Raw genomic sequence first — 17,601 nt, 5'->3', positions numbered from 1 at the left:
AATGGGGGGAACGGCGCAATATACGCTTGATATGGCAGCCGCCTTGTGCCCATTGTGCCCGCCACTGGCGGTTTGTGGCTTCCAAGCGAGGCTGTTCCTGCCCTGCTGTGTGAAGCAGGAACACGTCTTGTGACGAATTTGCACTGGCGTCCCACGCGCCTGCCCCTTAAAAACGCCGCCAAAGCACCAGGGTTGCCTTTTGCCTGTTGAAGCACTGCCCCCTTTGGGCAAAAGCGCGCCATCTATCTGATCTGCTATAAGCGGAGTACAAAGCGGTCCATGTCTGAAACCATTCTTGATAACGACGTTCTCCCCCGGATGTCTGCCTCCGAAGTGCCGAGCAGCCTGCTGCCGGTAGAAGGGCAGGACGGTGTGTGGCACCTTGCTCCCCCTACCAAGGAGTACGGCCACCTTTACCCGGCCAAGGTGCTGACCGTGCACCACTGGACCGACCGCCTGTTCACCTTCACCACCACGCGTGACCCCGGCCTGCGGTTTGAGAACGGCCAGTTCGCCATGATCGGGATTGAAGTGGACGGCAAGCCCCTGCTGCGCGCCTACTCCATTGCCTCCCCCAATTATGCGGACGAAATGGAGTTCCTCTCCATTGCCGTGCCTGATGGCCCGCTGACCTCGCGCCTGCGCCACGTCAAGGTAGGCGACACGGTTCTGATCGGGCGCAAGCCCACCGGCACCCTGCTGCTGGACAACCTGCGCCCCGGGCGGAACCTGTACTTCCTGTCCACCGGCACGGGTCTGGCTCCCTTCATGAGCCTGATCAAGGACCCGGAATGCTATGAGCGTTACGACCACGTGATCCTCAGCCATACGGTCCGTATTTCTGGCGAGCTGGCCTATGCCAACCATATCCGCCACGAACTGCCCCAGCACGAGTTCCTTGGCGAGGATATCAGCGGCAAGCTGCTTTACTACCCCGCCGTCACGCGTGAGGACTTTGCCGTAACCGACCGCATTACCAAGCTGATCGAAACCGGCAAGATCTTTACGGATCTGAACATCCCCGCTCTGGACCCCGAGCATGACCGCGTGATGATCTGCGGTTCGCCCGAAATGCTGGCCGATACGGAAGCCCTGCTTCAGGCCCGCGGGTTTGATGAAGGCAACATGTCCACCCCCGGTGCTTACGTGGTGGAAAAAGCATTTGCCGAACGGTAAAGGTAGTCCCACCTTACTGTAAAAGACCCTCAGCCCAGCACCAAAGGAGCCCTGCCCCATGACGTATGACTTTGATCTTCTGGTCATAGGAGCAGGCTCCGGCGGTGTTCGGTGCGCCCGCATTGCCGCCGGCCACGGTGCGCGTGTTGGTGTGGTGGAAAGCCGCCACTGGGGGGGCACATGCGTCAATCTTGGCTGTGTGCCCAAAAAGCTGATGGTCATGGCCAGCGATTATGCCGACATGGTGGAAGACAGCCACGGCTTTGGCTGGTCCACCGCACCGGGCACCCATAGCTGGCCCACCCTGATTGCCGCCAAGGACCGCGAAATTACGCGCCTGAACGGTATTTACGTCTCCATGCTGGAAAAAGCGGGCATTACCCTTTTTACCGGCCATGCCGAATTTGTGGATGGGCATACCCTGCGTATTACCCCCTCCCCTCTGGCCCCCACGGAACAGCCCCGGACCATTACCGCCGAGCGGATTGTGATTGCCACCGGCTCCACCCCCACCAAGCTGGATATTCCCGGAGCAGAACTGGCCATTACCTCGGACGAGGCCTTTGCCCTGCCGCAGCGCCCCGAACGGGTGATCATGATTGGGAGCGGGTATATCGGCATTGAATTTGCCGGTATCTTTGCAGGACTTGGCTCGCAGGTAGACCTTGTTTACCGCCGCGACCTGCCCCTGCGTGGCTTTGATGAAGACATGCGCACCGCACTGGCAGACGCCATAGATGCCCGTGGCATTACCCAGCACCGCCATGCCAACCCCACCAGCATAACCCGGAACGGCGCCGAGCTGGTCCTGACACTGGATAACGGGCAGACCCTGCGCGCAGACTGCATCTTCATGGCCACAGGCCGCCGCCCCAAAATTGATGCGCTGGGACTGGGCAAGACATCCATCACCACCGCCGATAACGGCCGCATTCAGGTTGATGGCAATAGCGAGACGGCACACCCGGGCATTTACGCCATTGGGGACGTGACCGACCGTATCAACCTCACCCCCGTTGCCATTGCGGAAGGGCATAATCTGGCCGATCGCCTGTTCGGGCAGGCCCCCCCGCGCCAGTGGTGCTACGCGACCACTCCCAAGGCAGTCTTTTTCTCCCCCCCTCTCGCCACGGTTGGTCTGACGGAGGAGGAAGCCACACAAAACGGGGCTGTGGATATTTACCTGACCCGCTTTAACCCCATGCGCTACACGCTGGCAGGCCGCGTGCGCAAAACGGTCATGAAACTGGTTGTAGACCAGCAGAGCCAGAAGGTGGTTGGTGTGCATATTCTGGGCGACGAAGCACCGGAAATGCTACAGGCCGTAGCCATTGCCGTAACAGCCGGGCTGACCAAAGCCGACTTTGACCGCACCATTGGTATTCACCCCACCTCAGCCGAGGAACTGGTGACCATGCGCACCCGCACACGCACCACCCCCAAAGCTGACAAGTAAGGACAACCCCCATGGCCGCATCCGCACAGAACACTCCGCACAAGGCGCATGATCTGGCGCTCAAAAACGGTTCCGTTGTCCTGCCTGATGGCACGGTGGAAACAACGGTATATGTGCGCAATGGCCAGATTAGCGCCATTGGCGGCACGGCAGATGCAGCGCGGATTATTGATTGTAGCGGCCTGACCATTCTCCCCGGCGTGATCGACACTCAGGTTCATTTCCGTGAACCCGGGGCTGTGGAAAACGAAGACCTTGAAACCGGCAGCCGGTCTGCCGTGCTTGGCGGGGTCACTGGCGTTTTTGAAATGCCGAACACCAAACCCACCACCTCCACGCCCGAAGCCGTAGCCGACAAGCTGGCCCGCGCCAAAGACCGGATGTGGTGCGAACACGCATTTTATGTTGGTGCAACATCCGACAATGCCGACCAGTGTGGCGAACTGGAAAAACTGCCCGGCACTGCGGGGATCAAGGTGTTCATGGGCTCTTCCACAGGCAACCTGCTGGTCTCTGATGATGCCATGCTTGAGCGCGTCCTGCGCTCCGGCCAGCGCCGGGTGGCCATCCATGCCGAAGATGAAGCCCGGCTGATCGAACGCATGGGAGAACGTGTGGAAGGGGACCCCTCCTCCCACCCCGTCTGGCGGGATGATGAAACGGCATTACGCGCAACTGCCCGTGTGCTGCATCTGGCCCGCAAAACCGGGCGGCGCGTGCATATCCTGCACATTACCACCCCTGCGGAACTGGAACTGATTGCCCAGCACCGCGACATCGCCACCTGTGAGCTAACACCCCAGCACCTGACACTGGCAGCCGAGGATGCTTACCCGCGTCTGGGCACGTTTGCCCAGATGAACCCCCCCATCCGCTCCGCTGCACACCGCGACGGACTGTGGCACTGGGTCACGCAGGGTATGCCTGATGTGATTGGCTCCGACCATGCGCCCCATAGTCTGGCCAACAAGAGCAAGCCCTACCCGGCCTCCCCTTCCGGCATGCCGGGTGTGCAGACGCTGCTCCCCCTTATGCTCAACCATGTGGCCCACCACCGCCTGACCCTGCGCCGGCTGGTAGACCTGACATCCGCCGGCCCCCAGCGCCTGTTTGGTCTGGTTCGCAAAGGCCGGATTGCCGTGGGGTATGATGCGGACTTTACCATTGTGGACCTGAAGGCCCGCTGGACTATAGAGCAGGACTGGCTGGCCTCGCGCTGTGGCTGGTCCCCGTTTACGGGCGAGACCCTGACCGGCAAACCTGTGGGCACCGTTATTCGCGGGCAGCAGGTGATGTGGGAAGGAACACTGGCGGACAAAGCAACAGGTCAACCCTTCCGCTTTGACGCAACCGACAAGTAAAGCGCCACGTCATCAGCTTCCAAAACGGCAGGCCCCGCGCCGGTTATATCAGGGAAACACAGCCGATAAGCGGTTCAAGCGCCGCTTATCGGCCCTAATATTGCCCCTGCAACAACTACCGGACAGAAAACCTTACCCACACACTTACTGAGACAACCGCAAAGCAGAAATCTGGCCAGCGATATTGGAAAAAGCCGTTTGCATATCAGAAGCATTGGGTGATTCGAAGTAATGGTTACTATCGGTTGCACACGCCTTCATGGTGTTGATTGCAGCCGTATCCACCGATGAGCCCTGATGTGTATAGAGAATAACAAACAGGTCTATGCCCATCGCCTTCATGTTAGAACAGACCTGCACCACAAGATTATCCAGTATGGGTCGCACAGTATCCTGAAACCCATAATAATACCCGTTTACCGTAGCCAGGTTATTATCCAGCAAACGCCCGAATGCTGTTTCGTCACTATTCCACCATCCCCCCATATTGTCATAATAATCAGGGTAGCCATAGTAACAGGGGCACATCTGGTTCGTACCATCGGTCATCAGCACCAGAATTTTCTTTGTGCTGGATTGCCCGTAATCATAGGGCATGTCTGGCAATGAACTGGACCACAGGCCCTTCCACTTGGGGCTGATTGTAAACCAGCCCATCTGCAACGCATTCTGGATCAGGGTTCCACCACGCTGCAACATGGGCATAAGGCTGATTTCTTTTTCAACGGTCGCCTTTGCCGCAGTCTCGGGCAACAGTGCAAGCGGCGGACACCCCAAATTGGGGCCGACTTCACCGCTGGAAACCCTTGGGGGAGCAGACGCGGATAATGTAATTGGGGCTGTTTCCGTAATGCCGGGGCGGCCGGAAACACTCCAGTCATTATCCCCCTGCAGGTAGCTACAGCCGCCAAACCACGAACAATAATAAGGTGTTTTCTGGTAAGTGGTGGGCCAGAAAAACGGCTTGAACAGATAACTGGATACGGGCGGATTCTCACTCATATCTGCCGTTCCATCACTCGCATAACGTGCGAACACACATCCACCCCAGCCATTTTTGCCATATTTTAGGGTGGAAATATTAGAGGAACTATCCAGCCAGTCTGTATGCGAGTTGCCAATATTTACCTCGCCACCAAACGGCACAACAGAAACCCATGTGGTTGTCGTTGTTGTACTGTCCCCATACACCGTTTCGACCAGGTTGGTTGCGCCCGTTCTAAGAGCCAAAATACCATCCGAACCCAGTGAGTTCGTATTATCCAGCACAAGAGCGACCTCAAGCCCGCCCCCTGCGGCAACAACCTGAGCCTGCGCCACAACCGGGATCTGATTCCAGCCAAAAATTTTAGCAAACACCATCGGCACATATGCTGTGGCCGAGATGTTCAGCGTAGAAGCATCCACAAACGTAATTTTGGGCCCAGGCGTTTGCGATCCAAGCGGACCAATCCCATTGGCAACATGATTGACTGCAAAATTCTGCCAGAACACCAGTGTAGCATCTGCATCACGGGTCGAGGCCTTGACCTCCCTCCCAGCCGTAAGGGCTGCCGCATCAATAGCGGTTTGCAGCCTTACACGTGTCAGATAGGTGCGGGAAAAGTCGATACCCATGGCAACAGAGGCAACCATGGCAAACATGACTATACCAACAACCAGCCCCACAGCTCCCTTTCGATCCATCATGTGCATTCTTTCGCTGTTGCTGTGGTATCAAGTTTGCCAACGCCAATATTGGTACCAAAAAAACGGGCAGGCAAAACGGACTGGCTGCTGAGCACCGGACTATCCCGGTTGGTCATAAGCCCCGAAGCAAACTGCCATAACCCGGGCCGGGCAAATGCCTCCACTGCAATAAATGTCTGAGCAGGGTTCATGGAGACACCGGATATTGCATATTGCGAAAGACTCGCTGATGTAATCCCGCTTTTAAAGGTAGTGGAGCCAACCTGCTTCTGCCAGTAAATGGCGAGCTTATTATTACTATCCGGTCCTATCGCTGTAATGATAACGGCACCATTGGTTGTACCGACAATGTCCAGAGGTGCCGCGATCTGCTGCGCATCAGCAAAAAAAACATTCAGGTCATACGGGTCTGAAATATGCTGGCATTGGGCAATAATCTGCCCCACCTGCGTCGTCACAGAGTGAAGGCGCATCCAGTTCCTGAATTCAAAAATCATGTCTGCTGCCCCCAGCAGCAGCAAGAGAGCCACAGGGGCAACAAGCGCCAGTTCCAGCGCTACGGAGCCCTTACGGTTAGCAGCTAATCGTGCCTGAAAACGGTTCATTTTTAACCAACGATGATACTTTATGGACCATACTCCTAGAGTTCATAATCCACTTTCCAAAAAAAGTAAGGTATGGCTGAGTATAAACAAATGTATAAATCATTGTATCCCCCCCAGCACCCCCAAATCCACTGCCACTGGAAGAAACAGCCGTAGCATTATTTGCCGCCGACGTTATTGTCAGGTTTTCGGGTTTTAAAATTGTCGGGGCACGTAACGTCACAAGAAAAACAATAGCCTGAGCACGACACGTTGGAGAGGCCTTTACGTTTGGCACAATCGACTGCCCGGTTGATGCAAAGCGTATTGCTTCGTCCACCCCGTTCCGCAGGGCAGCCTCGGTTTCCAGCTGCCAGCCAACCTCTATCGTGCCCACCACAACCATAATCAGCAGCAGGGCTGTTAACGCAAACTCGACTGCGGCCGCACCACGACGATCATTGCGCAACATAAGGGCGGGTCCTGAATTTGGAAAAAGACGCCATGACAATGTTTGCCTGCGCCTTTGGCATATCCTGCATGAGCGTATTCCGCGCATTATTCCGGTATCCAGCCAAGTATTGTGCCAGTGCAAAATTGGCCCGCACCCTGCTTGAAGTCGTATCCGGTGCAGCAGCAATAGGTTCCAGAATATCCAGCGCCTGAGCGTACTGCCCACTCAACACATACGACAGCCCCAGATTGCTCTGAGCAGACACTTTCATCGGATCAAGCCCCATGGCTTTCCTATAGGCCGCCTGCGCAGGCACATATTGGCCCTGCAGGTCATACGAAACGCCCAGATCAACCCATGCCTGTACATCGCGCGGATAACGCTTGACCATATCCTGTAGCAGCACCGTTGCCTGCGGCGGATCAATCTTCAGCTTGATCTTGGCCAGACCTTTGGTTGCTTCCAGGGAATGCGGCTTGTGCTGGAGGGCTTTCTCAAAAAAAATGGCGGCTGCCTGATTACGGCCCATGCTGGCATTAACCTTACCCAGTTCAGTCAGGGCTTTAGGGTCATCAGGATGTTCATTCAGATAATGTTTCAGCACCTCCAGAGCCGCCTGAGGCGCGCCATCCCGCAGTTCTGCATCGGCCTTGACAACTTCATCCGTCATCGCCGACTGCGTTCCGCAACCGGCAAGCAACGGAAGCAGCAGGAACAGCAGGACATTCATGTATCTGATACGGTACATCTCTATTGTACTCTTCTCTTCCCTTAGATTAGTTATAAAACGTCTTCACAACCTGAAGGAAGGCTGGTCCACCAGCAATAATAAACACGATTGGTAGAAAAAATAGAATCATAGGCAACGTCAGCAATACCGGTAACTGAGCAGCACGGGCTTCATACTCAATCATGCGGTTCTTACGAATTTCAACAGAAAGAGCGCGCAACGCCAGCGTTACCGACGACCCGACCTGAATAGTCTGGCTTAAGGAATTGGCAATACGGCGCATATCCAGCAATCCCGTACGGCTTGCCATCAACTGAAAAACTTCCCGTCGATCAGTAATCATGTTCATCTCCTGAGCAGTCAACTGAAACTCAAAAGCCGTACTCGGATTGACACTCTTCATTTCCAGCGCCACGCGATTAATGGCCGCTTCAATTGCCAAGCCTGCATCCGCACAGATTACCAGCATATCCAGCGCATCAGGGAGTCCTTTTTCTACCGCTTTAAGGTAGCTCTTCCTCCATTGCCGAATAAGGATATCAGGTAACAGCAAGCCAAAAATGGCCCCGGCAACAGGAGCAATAATATGCAATGCAGGTTTGGAAAAGAAATCATAGGAAAAAAACCAAGCAACAAAGCCGCCAACCGGTAGCAGGATCAGCTTACATCCAACAAAGATTTCCAGATAATGACTTCCTATATAGGAACTTGCACGCAAGCCTTCTGTAAACGCCTGAATGCTCTTTTCATCTATAATTCCACTTTTTAGAACAACTTGGCCTATTTTTTGAAATACTACTGAAAATCTACCCCCTTTTCGTTCTTCAACAGAATTAGGGTCGAGCTCGCCTACAGTCGCCAGAATAACCCGCAAACGTTTGGCACGTCTGTCGTCACTGCGTGTTTTGGCCACCAGAATGAGCACAGAAGCGCAGAACACCGCCAGCAAGCAAAGGAATATGATGATGTTCAGATAAGGTGCCATTAGAGGTCAAGAGTTCTGCTGATAATTATCTTCATAACCGCCATCCCCAAAACAAACAAAAAGAGGGCAGACGCCAAGAGGTAATGACCAGACTGCGTCCAAAAAAGCTGGTTGATATAGTCCGGATTAACGAACTCCAACAGAATGGCAATAAAAAAGGGCAGTGCAGCCAAGACGTAAGAACTCATTTTAGCTTCGCTGGAAAGTGCAAGGCCTCGCTTGTAAATGGCAATCTGCTGCTTGATCGTATCTGCTAGCGATGACAACACATCAGCCAGCGCGCCCCCCGTAGAAGACTGAATACTGATAACCGTTGCCAGAAAACGGTATTCCTGAAGATCAACCCGGTCCGCCACAGCCTGCAGAACCTCCCCCAAACTCCGGCCCACGGCAACCTCGCCCGCAATGACTTTAAACTCCCTGCACGTTGGTTCGTCGCTTTCCTCACTGACAACAATCATGCAGCGCGAAAGGGGGACACCAACACGTAGAGAGCGCACCATCATACCAATTGCATCGGGGAATTGTGTATATAATTTTTTTTTGTATCGATTCCGCAGAAAATTACAAATAAAGCGGATAGTAGCAACCCATATGAAAAAATTTATAATAACGCTCCATATACCGATAACACTAAACAGATAGTAAAGCGTTATGGTCGGGAATATGGAGGACAATAAATATATCTTCAGCAAACCCACATCACTATGTGCATAATGCTGTGGATTATACTTTGAAGCCCAGATCAAAAATTTTCTGATAAAACCAGATTCAACAATATATACAGCCCACTCCACCGGTGTACGTTTGCGTGGCTCAATATTGTGCAGAAGGTAAGAGCTTATTTCTTTATAGATACGCTTATTACGGCGATCTTTAGCTATACTGGACTGATAAAGAAGGTACGCAAGAACATTAATACCCGCAAAAAATAAAAAACCAATAACCAGAAGGAAACTGGTCATAAGGACACGCTTTCAAACGCGGCATTCCATACGCCATCCATCTGGTTATAAACGAGTTTTTCATAAAAGCTGGGGCGAATGCGCGAGACTTCGTAGCTTGTCAGCAGCTTGCCTTCTGCATCCTCACCATCAAACTGCATCCGGAAAATATCGTTCAGAACGACAACATCCCCTTCAACACCCGAAACGTCTGTCACCTGAGTAATCCGGCGGCCGCCATCCCTGTGACGCCCAACCTGAATAATCATGTCAACCGCACCAACAATCTGGTTACGGATCGCAGAAATAGGCAGACCGAAGTTGCCCATCTGCACCATGCTTTCAATACGTGTCACGCCATCACGCGTTGTGTTCGCATGGACCGTGGACATACTGCCATCATGGCCGGTGTTCATGGCCTGAAGCATGTCAAACGCTTCAGCACCACGGACCTCCCCGATAATAATGCGGTCAGGGCGCATACGCAGAGCATTACGGACAAGATCACGCTGCGTCACTTCCCCCTTGCCTTCCAACGACACGGGGCGTGTTTCCATACGCACAACATGCGGCTGCTGAAGCTGGAGTTCCGCAGCATCTTCAACGGTAATCACACGCTCACCAAAATCAATAAAATGCGAAAGTGCATTCAGCAGCGTCGTTTTACCAGAACCCGTGCCGCCAGAAATTACAACATTCAAACGAATCCGTGCTGCAATTTCGAGGATTTTGGCAACGGCAGGCGTGCAGCTGCCATTATTAACCAACTGCTGAAAACTGATTTTGTGGCGCGAGAATTTACGAATGGATAGATAAGGACCATCCAGCGCCAGAGGCGGGAAAACAATATTAACACGCGAGCCGTCTTTAAGGCGCGCATCAACCATCGGGCTTGATTCATCCACACGTCGGCCGACATCTGACGCAATGCGCTGGCAAACAGACGCAAGGTGGCGCGCATCCCGGAAGCGGATATTGGACGGCTGCGTTTTCCCGCTCCGTTCAACAAAAATGCTGTTGGGCCCGTTGACCATAATATCTGCAATACTATCGTCATCAAGCAGCGGCTGAATGGGGCCCAGCCCCTTCATGTCATGAACAAGTTCAGTCGCAATGCGGCGCTGCTCACGCAGATTGAGCTGAATCCGCTGCTCCGTGGCAACCTGATCGACCACCTGCTCGACCTGTTCAAGCAGGTCCTCGGCCGACAGGGATAAAACTATTGTAGGATCAAGCCGGTTTAAGCACAGCGGACGCAAAATAAGCGACTGATCGGACAGCGCAGGGCTTTCAACCTCTGCGGCAGGTGCCGTTTCCTGCGGAGCAGCAGCTGCTGCATCAGGCACGCTAAACTCGTCTTGCACATTTTGCATGCGGCGCAGACGATCAACAATCTCATTTTGCTTGCTAGAGCTCATTTCTTAAACCGTGCTCCCAAAGCTTTTATTTTTTCTTTGAGTTGTGCAAAAAATCCTCCCTTGGAAAGGGAGGAGCTCAACGTAACAGCCAGTGCACCATGTGCCAGCTGTTCAATAGTCTGGCGGTACACTTTGTTTTTGGTAACAACCAGCTTGCCGTCGATTTCAGCATTTCCACAATCTGCGGGCAGATACGGCATGAGTATATCAGGCTCTGTGCCCAGACTCTGCGTAATCTCGTCCAGCGACAAGGACCCAGGCCGCCCCACGTTGTTAACAACAATAAACGGCTTGCTGACAGGCGAAACACGCGGAAGGCTGGCCATGACCCGCAGTGCATCACGCACGGAGACAATGGTCGGATCCATTATTAAGATATACTGCTGTGCTTGCCCCAGAACACGCATATACACGTCATCATCCGACCATTTTACTTCGGTCAGGACAAAACGAAAACGAGGGCGCACAAGTTCCATCAACCGGGTAACAGCGTTACTCCCGATTTTGGGCAACGTGTTCAGATCCCCCATGCTCGACAGGACCTGCAAACGCTCCCCAACGGCCTGCATGCTACGCTCAAGCAGCAGTTCGTCCATACGGTCGGGTGTTTCCAGAGCAGACCGGAAACCCCCGTTGGTATTAATATCCAGCAGCGTTGCCATTTTGCCTGCGCGCAGATCAAAATCGATCAGCAACGAATATCGGCGGGCTTCTTCTGCCAGAAAATAAGCTAGATTTGTGGTGAGAGTTGTCGCCCCCACACCATCGCGCACCCCGATGCAGGCAATCAGGCTGGCCCCTTCCATCAGGCGATGCGTGTCACGCCCGTGAAGAATAATCGGACCAAAAATACGTAAAATCAGGTTACGGCTAAAGGGACGATACAAATACTCCGCCGCCCCGAACACGTGGGTGACGCTTCGGTAGAAATCCGCATCGGTGCGATCACCCAACACCATAATGGTTACGTCAGGTGGCAATAACTCCGTAACTGTACGCAGAACGCCTAATGCGTCACTTTCTCCACCAACATCGATAATCAGGTAAGATGGAAACTCATGCTTACCCAGGTAGGAGATCGCAAACGCCCCAGACCCACGCAAAACCTGCACTGTGCCGGACCGGAGCTCTTTAAGGCATTCGGTGAGCTGCGCCTCTGTATCCGCGTCCTGCACAAAAGCAAGGACGCTGCCCTGCTTTATGTTGTCAGTATCAGCAGGCTGCTGCTGGGGCTGGGACTGCTCTGGGGGAAGTGCCACGTGTTATTGCCCCCCACCACTGCTACTGGTAGCGACTCCACCCCCGGAGTTTCCCTGATCCTCACCGTTCATATTCAACTCAGCCAGACCACTCCGGCCAAGGCTTTTGACACGGTCCTCGCGCCAACGTTCCACCGCAGCCACGGCTGTCTGCCCGTCAGACGGCGGCAGCGGACGACCTCTTTGCAAATCTCGTTTATTCTCTACCTGTGCGGCCGTGTTGGCATCGTAAACCCCCAGACTCCGCCAGTGATAAGACTGATCAAGCGGTTCCATAACCGAACAGTCCGCCAAACCCATCAACAAGATAACCGCAGTGCCTGACACTATTTTATACGACATAAGGTGCTACTCCACCATAAAACCAGCATCGCCGGTTTCCAGACGCTGCCAGGGGCGTCTACGAGAAACATCGGTGCCACTCTGACGCATCATAAAAATACGTTCCATGTCATTTGGCGGCGTCCAGCCTTCATCCGGTGTGTGCAGCTCTTTTTCGTTGCTCACCGGCTTGACCAGATACGGCGTGGCAATAATGACCAGTTCGCTCTCGTCTTTCTGGAAGCTTGAGGATTTGAACAACGCCCCCAGCACAGGAATATCCCCCAGCCATGGCAGGCCTTGACCCGTAATTTTTGTGCTATCCGACATAAGACCAGCAAGAACAAAGCTTTGCCCGCTTGCCATTTCCACAGTGGTATCTGCACGCCGGACAGTAATCGCTGGAATCTGAACAGAAGAGTTCCCAGCCGAGAGCGTTACTGCCCCGTTAGAAGAAAGCGCGCTCACCTCGGGCCTTACATGCAGACTGATACGGCCATCCCCTAAAACCGTGGGAACAAACGCCAAAGAAATACCATACTGCTTAAAGCTGACGTTGGTCGTATTATTGTAACTGGAAACCGGAACAGGGTATTCACCACCAACTACAAAATTGGCAGGCTGCCCGCTAATCGTGGTCAAGTTTGGTTCGGCAAGGCTATGCACCAGACCATCTCTGGCCAGCATATCCACAACCGTTTCCAGCGTGACCGACTGACTACCGGCTTTAAAACGCGAGAGAAAGCCAATGCTGCTTTTGGTCGTTGCCAGTGTTTCCAAGGGGCTAGAAGTCGCAAGGCCGATAACTGCCGATGTTCCCAAGGCGTTAACGTTTTGCCATTCCACCCCAAGCTCACGCACCAACGAGCGATCCATTTCAACAATACGGATTTTGAGGTTCACCTGAATGGAGCCGTGCATTTTGGAATAATCGGACACAAAACCGTCTTTACCGACCAACCCACGAGCACGGTCGCTAAAACGCCAGGCTTTTTCGGGATTATCGGAATCCCCATCAATGTTCAGCCCATCTGGTGTGGCCGTGGCCCGGAGCATAGGCACAATTTTGCCCGCAGAATGATCCAGTGTGTTGGCGGGATAAGTGGAGGGCTCAACACGCACCGCGTAATGGTCAATCGCCTGCCCATTGGTATCTGCCGCCACAATACTTGTGCGACCGGCGGACAGCCCGAAGACAAACACGCTGTGTGGGCTTGCCGGACGTATTTCCGCAACCTTTGGATCCGCTGAAAACACGTTTTCGGCTGAGCCGGACAGTTCGACCAGCTTACCGTTCCCGACCTCAAGGGTCAGAACCGAAAGGGAGCGGGGCTGCGCCGCATGGCGCTTTGCAGCAACTGGCGCATGGTGCCTTCTGGGGTGCGCTTTTGCTTTGCGCGCGGATGCCTCCATAGGAGGACACATGCCAAACAATACGATGCCACTTAGCGCAATCCGCATGGCTCTTTTAAAAGTGGACATCTTGAGCGCCTGAAATCCCATTATAGACATGCATAACCTTTACGCCGCCCTTCACCTGCTGACTATCAGACGCAGAGACAGAGTATTCCCAGACCGGGGGTGTGGCAAGATCATCATGTGAGCCACCAAGCGATTGAACTGTCAGCACTATTTGACCGAGTTGCTGGGCCGTACCCAGAACACCTGACTGCTCAGGCGTGACTTCCAGAGTTACTGTTCGCACGTCTATACCGGCCTGCTCAGTAACATTCCGGCTCCCACGCGGAGATAGAGCACCACCCACGGCAACAACCCGGATACCTGAAAGGACAATTTTGGAAACAAGGCGCGAAACATTGCTTCCGCCGGCACCATCTCCGACCCGTTCGGTCATCACCACATCGACTCTATCACCAGGTTCGATAAGGCCTGACACGCCTGAGGCCAGATTGACGCCAATGCTCAGTGCGCGCATCCCGGGCTTCAGAACCGCGGAAAGAAAGCCGTGGTCCCCGACTCGAAGAAAAGCCTGTTCAACAATTCCGCCGCCCGCAGGAAGATCCATCCGCAGCAACGCCCCTTCCAGAGCCTGCCGGTTCGCTGGAGTATCCTCCAGACTCCCTGGGGGGACATAATCATCAGGGATAGCCGACGTCACTAAGTCTGCCTCGCGGAGAAAATCACCCGCATGCATGGCATGCCGGACCGTGAGCAGTTTTTTTGTATGAACAACAACTTCCTGCTGGGCGGCCTTCTGCGGTGCAGGCGCGGGGGACATCATAACTTTCCCGAGCACAAAAAGACCAATCAAGCCGATCACACCAATGAACAACATCGCAATACGCGTGACCATTCTTACCGCCTACCACTCACCCCGCAGGGTCGTCATAATGAAGCCAATCGCAATAGCCACAGCATAGGGTAGGGACATACCCCGCCTAATCCGCCAGGCCTCGACGCGCAGAACGCGATTTTTTGTTGTCCTCTTTGATATGATTGGCAATCTGTTCCGACCAAAGAGATACAGCATGGCCAGAACACCGCCAGCCAAACCAATATTCAAAAGAAAAATAAGCTGCTCATACGGCATAAAAAACAATGAGGTTGCGGCAATCAGCTTAACGTCCCCACCCCCGATGACTCCGAGACTCCACAAGAAAAAAAGCAGGAGGTAAATCAGAGCACCAAAGGCAAGGGAAATCCAATGGACTACCACACCATTTAAAATCGCAAGAGCCAGAAGACCCAGACTGACCCAGTCAGGGATCTCCCGCACTCGCACGTCAACCCACATTGCATAGCAAAGCAGGGCATAGGCTGCCATGAGAACAAACCATGACACCACTAGACCCTCTGACCATTGCCCCTCAGGAGCGCAGAAGCACTCCCAAGGTTACACCTCGTAAACCGACGCAAGGCCGCAGCAATATCCTCCGCAATTACGACGAGATACTTTGCGCAATCGAACTGAACACTGCGCTGAGCTTGGTACCAATAGTCGACACCCCACCGATAATTGCCAAAGCAATCAAGGCAGCAATCAGACCATATTCAATAGCCGTCACCCCGCGCTTATCCTTAATGGAAAAAAAACGGGCAACCACTGCTGCATATTCGTTTACTCGCAACATGTATCATTCTCCTAAATCTAAAAAATCAATGGAGGTTACCCCCACTGGTTTACGCTAGTGTGTACTATTAATACACATCGGGTTATATATTAATTGCTTTAAATCAAAATTTCAAAAAAAATCCTCTCACCTCACTCTCGCGACGTAGAGTTGTAATTTTCCATCAAATTCCTTAATGTCGAACCACATCAAATCACATCATGCAAAGCGCATTACGCAAATGCTCAGTTCGAAGAAGACTAAAGATATAGTACAATTTCTATATTCTGAATTAAAAAATATGAATTTCATGAATAAAGAAAGATGTAATGCATATTTGATAATATATATTATAGTTTTTTCGATTATTTTATCTTTTTTATATATTATCAAAGAAACAAATACAACTGAAGACTATGCATTTGGTGGAGATTTTATACTGTTTTGGGCAGCCTCCAAGCAGTTAATTCACGGCCACATTTATGATATCTACAATACAGCTGCTCATGATGCAGTCATGCAAAGTGCTCATGCCCTGAGCCACCCTTACAAACTACCATTTCTATATCCGCCTTCCATGCTTTTTTTCATCTGGCCGTGGGCATTTTTTACTTATACATTATCTTACACTCTATGGGGTTTGACGGCCCCCTTCATCACCGCAAAAACATTGAGTATTTTGTGCCGCAACTGGTCCATTACTGCATTTGCATTTGTATCTCCTCAATTCTGCATTTCTCTAGTTACAGGACAAACAGGGCTTTTGATCGCTCTGATTTTAACATTAGGTTTTTACTATATTGAAAAAAAACCATTCATTTCTGGTTTATTTTTCGGTCTCCTTATTATTAAACCACATGTTGCATTTCTTGTTCCTCTTGGTCTTATTTTTATGGGCCGCTGGCGCACAATAATTGGAATGATGACATCTGCCACTTGTATGGTAGGCCTTTCCTTGTGTGTGTTTGGTCTTGATGCTTGGATACGTTTTTTTGAATACTCACACATGATGCAAGATAGCATTTTGCATAACGTGGCTTTATGTCAGATCTTTATCACGCTATTCGGTTTTCTGTCCGTGCACCATGTGCCATTCTCTACAGCTTTATGGCTGCAAATTATATTTTCCTCTACCATCATAATGTTTGTTTTTTATAAAATAAAAAAAGGGAGGAGTATTAAAAATAATCTCATTCTATGCTTGGCCGCATCTCCTTTATGTACACCTTATCTTCTACACTACGACCTTACTTATATGATGATACCCGCAATATGGATGATTAATACAGCTATTGAAACGAAATTTCTTCCTTGGGAAAAACTTCTACTGATTGTTTTATATTTTTCACCTTTTTATATTTTGTCCCTAACCTTGCATTATCATATGCCGATTGAACCAATTATTGCCCTGATCTTCCTTTACGTAGCCTCCCGGCGCCACTCGTACCTTGAAAAGAACGCAGTTCAATGTTAAGTGAAAATAAATATATTAACGATAAACTAGAAAAAATAATTATAATCATCCCATATATTTATTTCATAAATCATAATTTCAAATTGATCTTTATTGATTATAATATTATAACTATATTGTATATGGTGGAAATGATATTGGAGCTTCTCTTTACGTTATTTCGATCTCCGGGAAGAATGAGTCATAATACAACAGACTGGATATTAGCCATTCTGGGAACGTATTCGGCGCAGATCGTTTCTACCCATGCCAGCAATACACATCTTGCCCCTGTTACATTGTGCTTTATCTTGTCGTTTATAGGCATTCTTATCAGCCTTTCAGCCAAACTCTGCCTAGGTAGAAGCTTTGCAATTGTTGCAGCTGTACGGGTTGTAAAAACTTATGGTCCATACCGTATCATCCGGCATCCAATGTATGCTGGCTACATGTTAACCAGCCTCGGTTTTCTCCTGTATAATTTCAGTCTCTGGAATATCTGCGCTATTTTTAGTACATGGTCGTTACAGATCCTGCGTATCCGAGCAGAAGAAAAAATGCTTTCCACAGATCCACAATGGTGTCTTTGGTCAAAGCAAGTTCGCTGGAAGATTTTGCCCTTTGTTTACTGATACGATTACCTGTTACGCGCATTATTCAATCATCACACCTCACACCCAAAAATTATTTGCCGTGAAAT

General features: G+C 51.6%; 18 protein-coding genes. 5 read left to right on the top strand and 13 right to left on the bottom strand.

The features are described from left to right. The first annotated feature begins 279 nt into the window (after positions 1 to 279). From LKE65_RS04335 to LKE65_RS04325, 3 genes are read left to right on the top strand one after another with little or no spacing between them, the layout of a single operon-like run. Entirely contained in the window at positions 280 to 1,176 is an 897-nt protein-coding gene (locus LKE65_RS04335; protein WP_095350180.1) for a ferredoxin--NADP reductase, read from the top strand. Positions 1,177 to 1,234: 58 nt separating this feature from the next. Then, complete coding sequence (gorA, locus tag LKE65_RS04330; RefSeq protein ID WP_278740573.1) at positions 1,235 to 2,632, top strand: glutathione-disulfide reductase; 1,398 nt, start codon at positions 1,235 to 1,237, stop codon at positions 2,630 to 2,632. Positions 2,633 to 2,643: 11 nt separating this feature from the next. Beyond that, entirely contained in the window at positions 2,644 to 3,993 is a 1,350-nt protein-coding gene (locus LKE65_RS04325; RefSeq protein WP_278740572.1) for a dihydroorotase, read from the top strand. A 144-nt stretch (positions 3,994 to 4,137) separates the two neighbouring features. On the opposite strand, the gene LKE65_RS04320 is transcribed toward LKE65_RS04325, so the two are convergent. The 13 genes from LKE65_RS04320 to LKE65_RS04260 all read right to left on the bottom strand — a co-directional run bounded on the left by LKE65_RS04320 (position 4,138) and on the right by LKE65_RS04260 (position 15,469). Then, on the bottom strand, positions 4,138 to 5,682 hold the full coding sequence (locus LKE65_RS04320; protein WP_158093019.1) for a Tad domain-containing protein: 1,545 nt from the start codon (positions 5,680 to 5,682) through the stop codon (positions 4,138 to 4,140). Further along, the gene (locus LKE65_RS04315) at positions 5,679 to 6,287 is read right to left on the bottom strand and encodes a TadE/TadG family type IV pilus assembly protein (protein WP_086645091.1); all 609 of its coding nucleotides are present in this window, start codon (positions 6,285 to 6,287) and stop codon (positions 5,679 to 5,681) included. Before LKE65_RS04315 ends, LKE65_RS04320 begins: the two co-directional genes overlap by 4 nt. Next, on the bottom strand, positions 6,256 to 6,738 hold the full coding sequence (locus LKE65_RS04310; RefSeq protein ID WP_086645090.1) for a TadE/TadG family type IV pilus assembly protein: 483 nt from the start codon (positions 6,736 to 6,738) through the stop codon (positions 6,256 to 6,258). The genes LKE65_RS04315 and LKE65_RS04310 overlap by 32 nt, the downstream gene beginning before the upstream one ends. Next, positions 6,725 to 7,390, bottom strand: coding sequence for a tetratricopeptide repeat protein (locus tag LKE65_RS04305; RefSeq protein WP_206752413.1), 666 nt, complete (start codon positions 7,388 to 7,390; stop codon positions 6,725 to 6,727). Before LKE65_RS04305 ends, LKE65_RS04310 begins: the two co-directional genes overlap by 14 nt. 106 nt (positions 7,391 to 7,496) lie before the next feature. Next, positions 7,497 to 8,435 carry a type II secretion system F family protein gene (locus tag LKE65_RS04300; protein WP_278740571.1) on the bottom strand — a complete coding sequence of 313 codons (939 nt, stop codon included), beginning with the start codon at positions 8,433 to 8,435 and terminating at the stop codon, positions 7,497 to 7,499. Next, on the bottom strand, positions 8,435 to 9,400 hold the full coding sequence (locus LKE65_RS04295) for a type II secretion system F family protein (RefSeq protein WP_278740570.1): 966 nt from the start codon (positions 9,398 to 9,400) through the stop codon (positions 8,435 to 8,437). Before LKE65_RS04295 ends, LKE65_RS04300 begins: the two co-directional genes overlap by 1 nt. After that, positions 9,397 to 10,725 (bottom strand): CpaF family protein, encoded by a 1,329-nt coding sequence (locus LKE65_RS04290; protein ID WP_341461179.1) that lies wholly within the window; start codon positions 10,723 to 10,725, stop codon positions 9,397 to 9,399. The genes LKE65_RS04295 and LKE65_RS04290 overlap by 4 nt, the downstream gene beginning before the upstream one ends. A gap of 68 nt (positions 10,726 to 10,793) precedes the next feature. Continuing rightward, a complete protein-coding gene (locus LKE65_RS04285; protein WP_278740569.1) occupies positions 10,794 to 12,056 on the bottom strand; it encodes an AAA family ATPase in 1,263 nt (420 codons plus the stop codon). Between the two features lie 3 nt (positions 12,057 to 12,059). Then, positions 12,060 to 12,332 (bottom strand): hypothetical protein, encoded by a 273-nt coding sequence (locus tag LKE65_RS04280; RefSeq protein ID WP_278740568.1) that lies wholly within the window; start codon positions 12,330 to 12,332, stop codon positions 12,060 to 12,062. 72 nt (positions 12,333 to 12,404) lie between these two features. Continuing rightward, the gene (locus LKE65_RS04275) at positions 12,405 to 13,790 is read right to left on the bottom strand and encodes a type II and III secretion system protein family protein (RefSeq protein ID WP_233129011.1); all 1,386 of its coding nucleotides are present in this window, start codon (positions 13,788 to 13,790) and stop codon (positions 12,405 to 12,407) included. A 55-nt stretch (positions 13,791 to 13,845) separates the two neighbouring features. Next, positions 13,846 to 14,691, bottom strand: a complete 846-nt coding sequence (gene cpaB / locus LKE65_RS04270; RefSeq protein WP_278740567.1) for a Flp pilus assembly protein CpaB — start codon at positions 14,689 to 14,691, stop codon at positions 13,846 to 13,848. 9 nt (positions 14,692 to 14,700) lie between these two features. Further along, positions 14,701 to 15,162, bottom strand: coding sequence for an A24 family peptidase (locus LKE65_RS04265; RefSeq protein ID WP_278740566.1), 462 nt, complete (start codon positions 15,160 to 15,162; stop codon positions 14,701 to 14,703). A 115-nt stretch (positions 15,163 to 15,277) separates the two neighbouring features. Then, positions 15,278 to 15,469, bottom strand: a complete 192-nt coding sequence (locus LKE65_RS04260; protein WP_278740565.1) for a Flp family type IVb pilin — start codon at positions 15,467 to 15,469, stop codon at positions 15,278 to 15,280. Positions 15,470 to 15,758: 289 nt separating this feature from the next. Between LKE65_RS04260 and LKE65_RS04255 the strand changes: the two genes are divergently transcribed. Both LKE65_RS04255 and LKE65_RS04250 read left to right on the top strand, forming a co-directional pair. Further along, positions 15,759 to 16,922 (top strand): glycosyltransferase family 87 protein, encoded by a 1,164-nt coding sequence (locus LKE65_RS04255; protein WP_278740564.1) that lies wholly within the window; start codon positions 15,759 to 15,761, stop codon positions 16,920 to 16,922. Next, entirely contained in the window at positions 16,916 to 17,533 is a 618-nt protein-coding gene (locus LKE65_RS04250; RefSeq protein WP_278740563.1) for a methyltransferase family protein, read from the top strand. Before LKE65_RS04255 ends, LKE65_RS04250 begins: the two co-directional genes overlap by 7 nt. Positions 17,534 to 17,601 lie beyond the last annotated feature (68 nt).

Origin of the sequence: Acetobacter fabarum (genome assembly GCF_022483405.1) — a bacterium.
Classification (GTDB): domain Bacteria; phylum Pseudomonadota; class Alphaproteobacteria; order Acetobacterales; family Acetobacteraceae; genus Acetobacter; species Acetobacter fabarum.
This window is presented reverse-complemented; position numbering and strand designations above follow the sequence as displayed.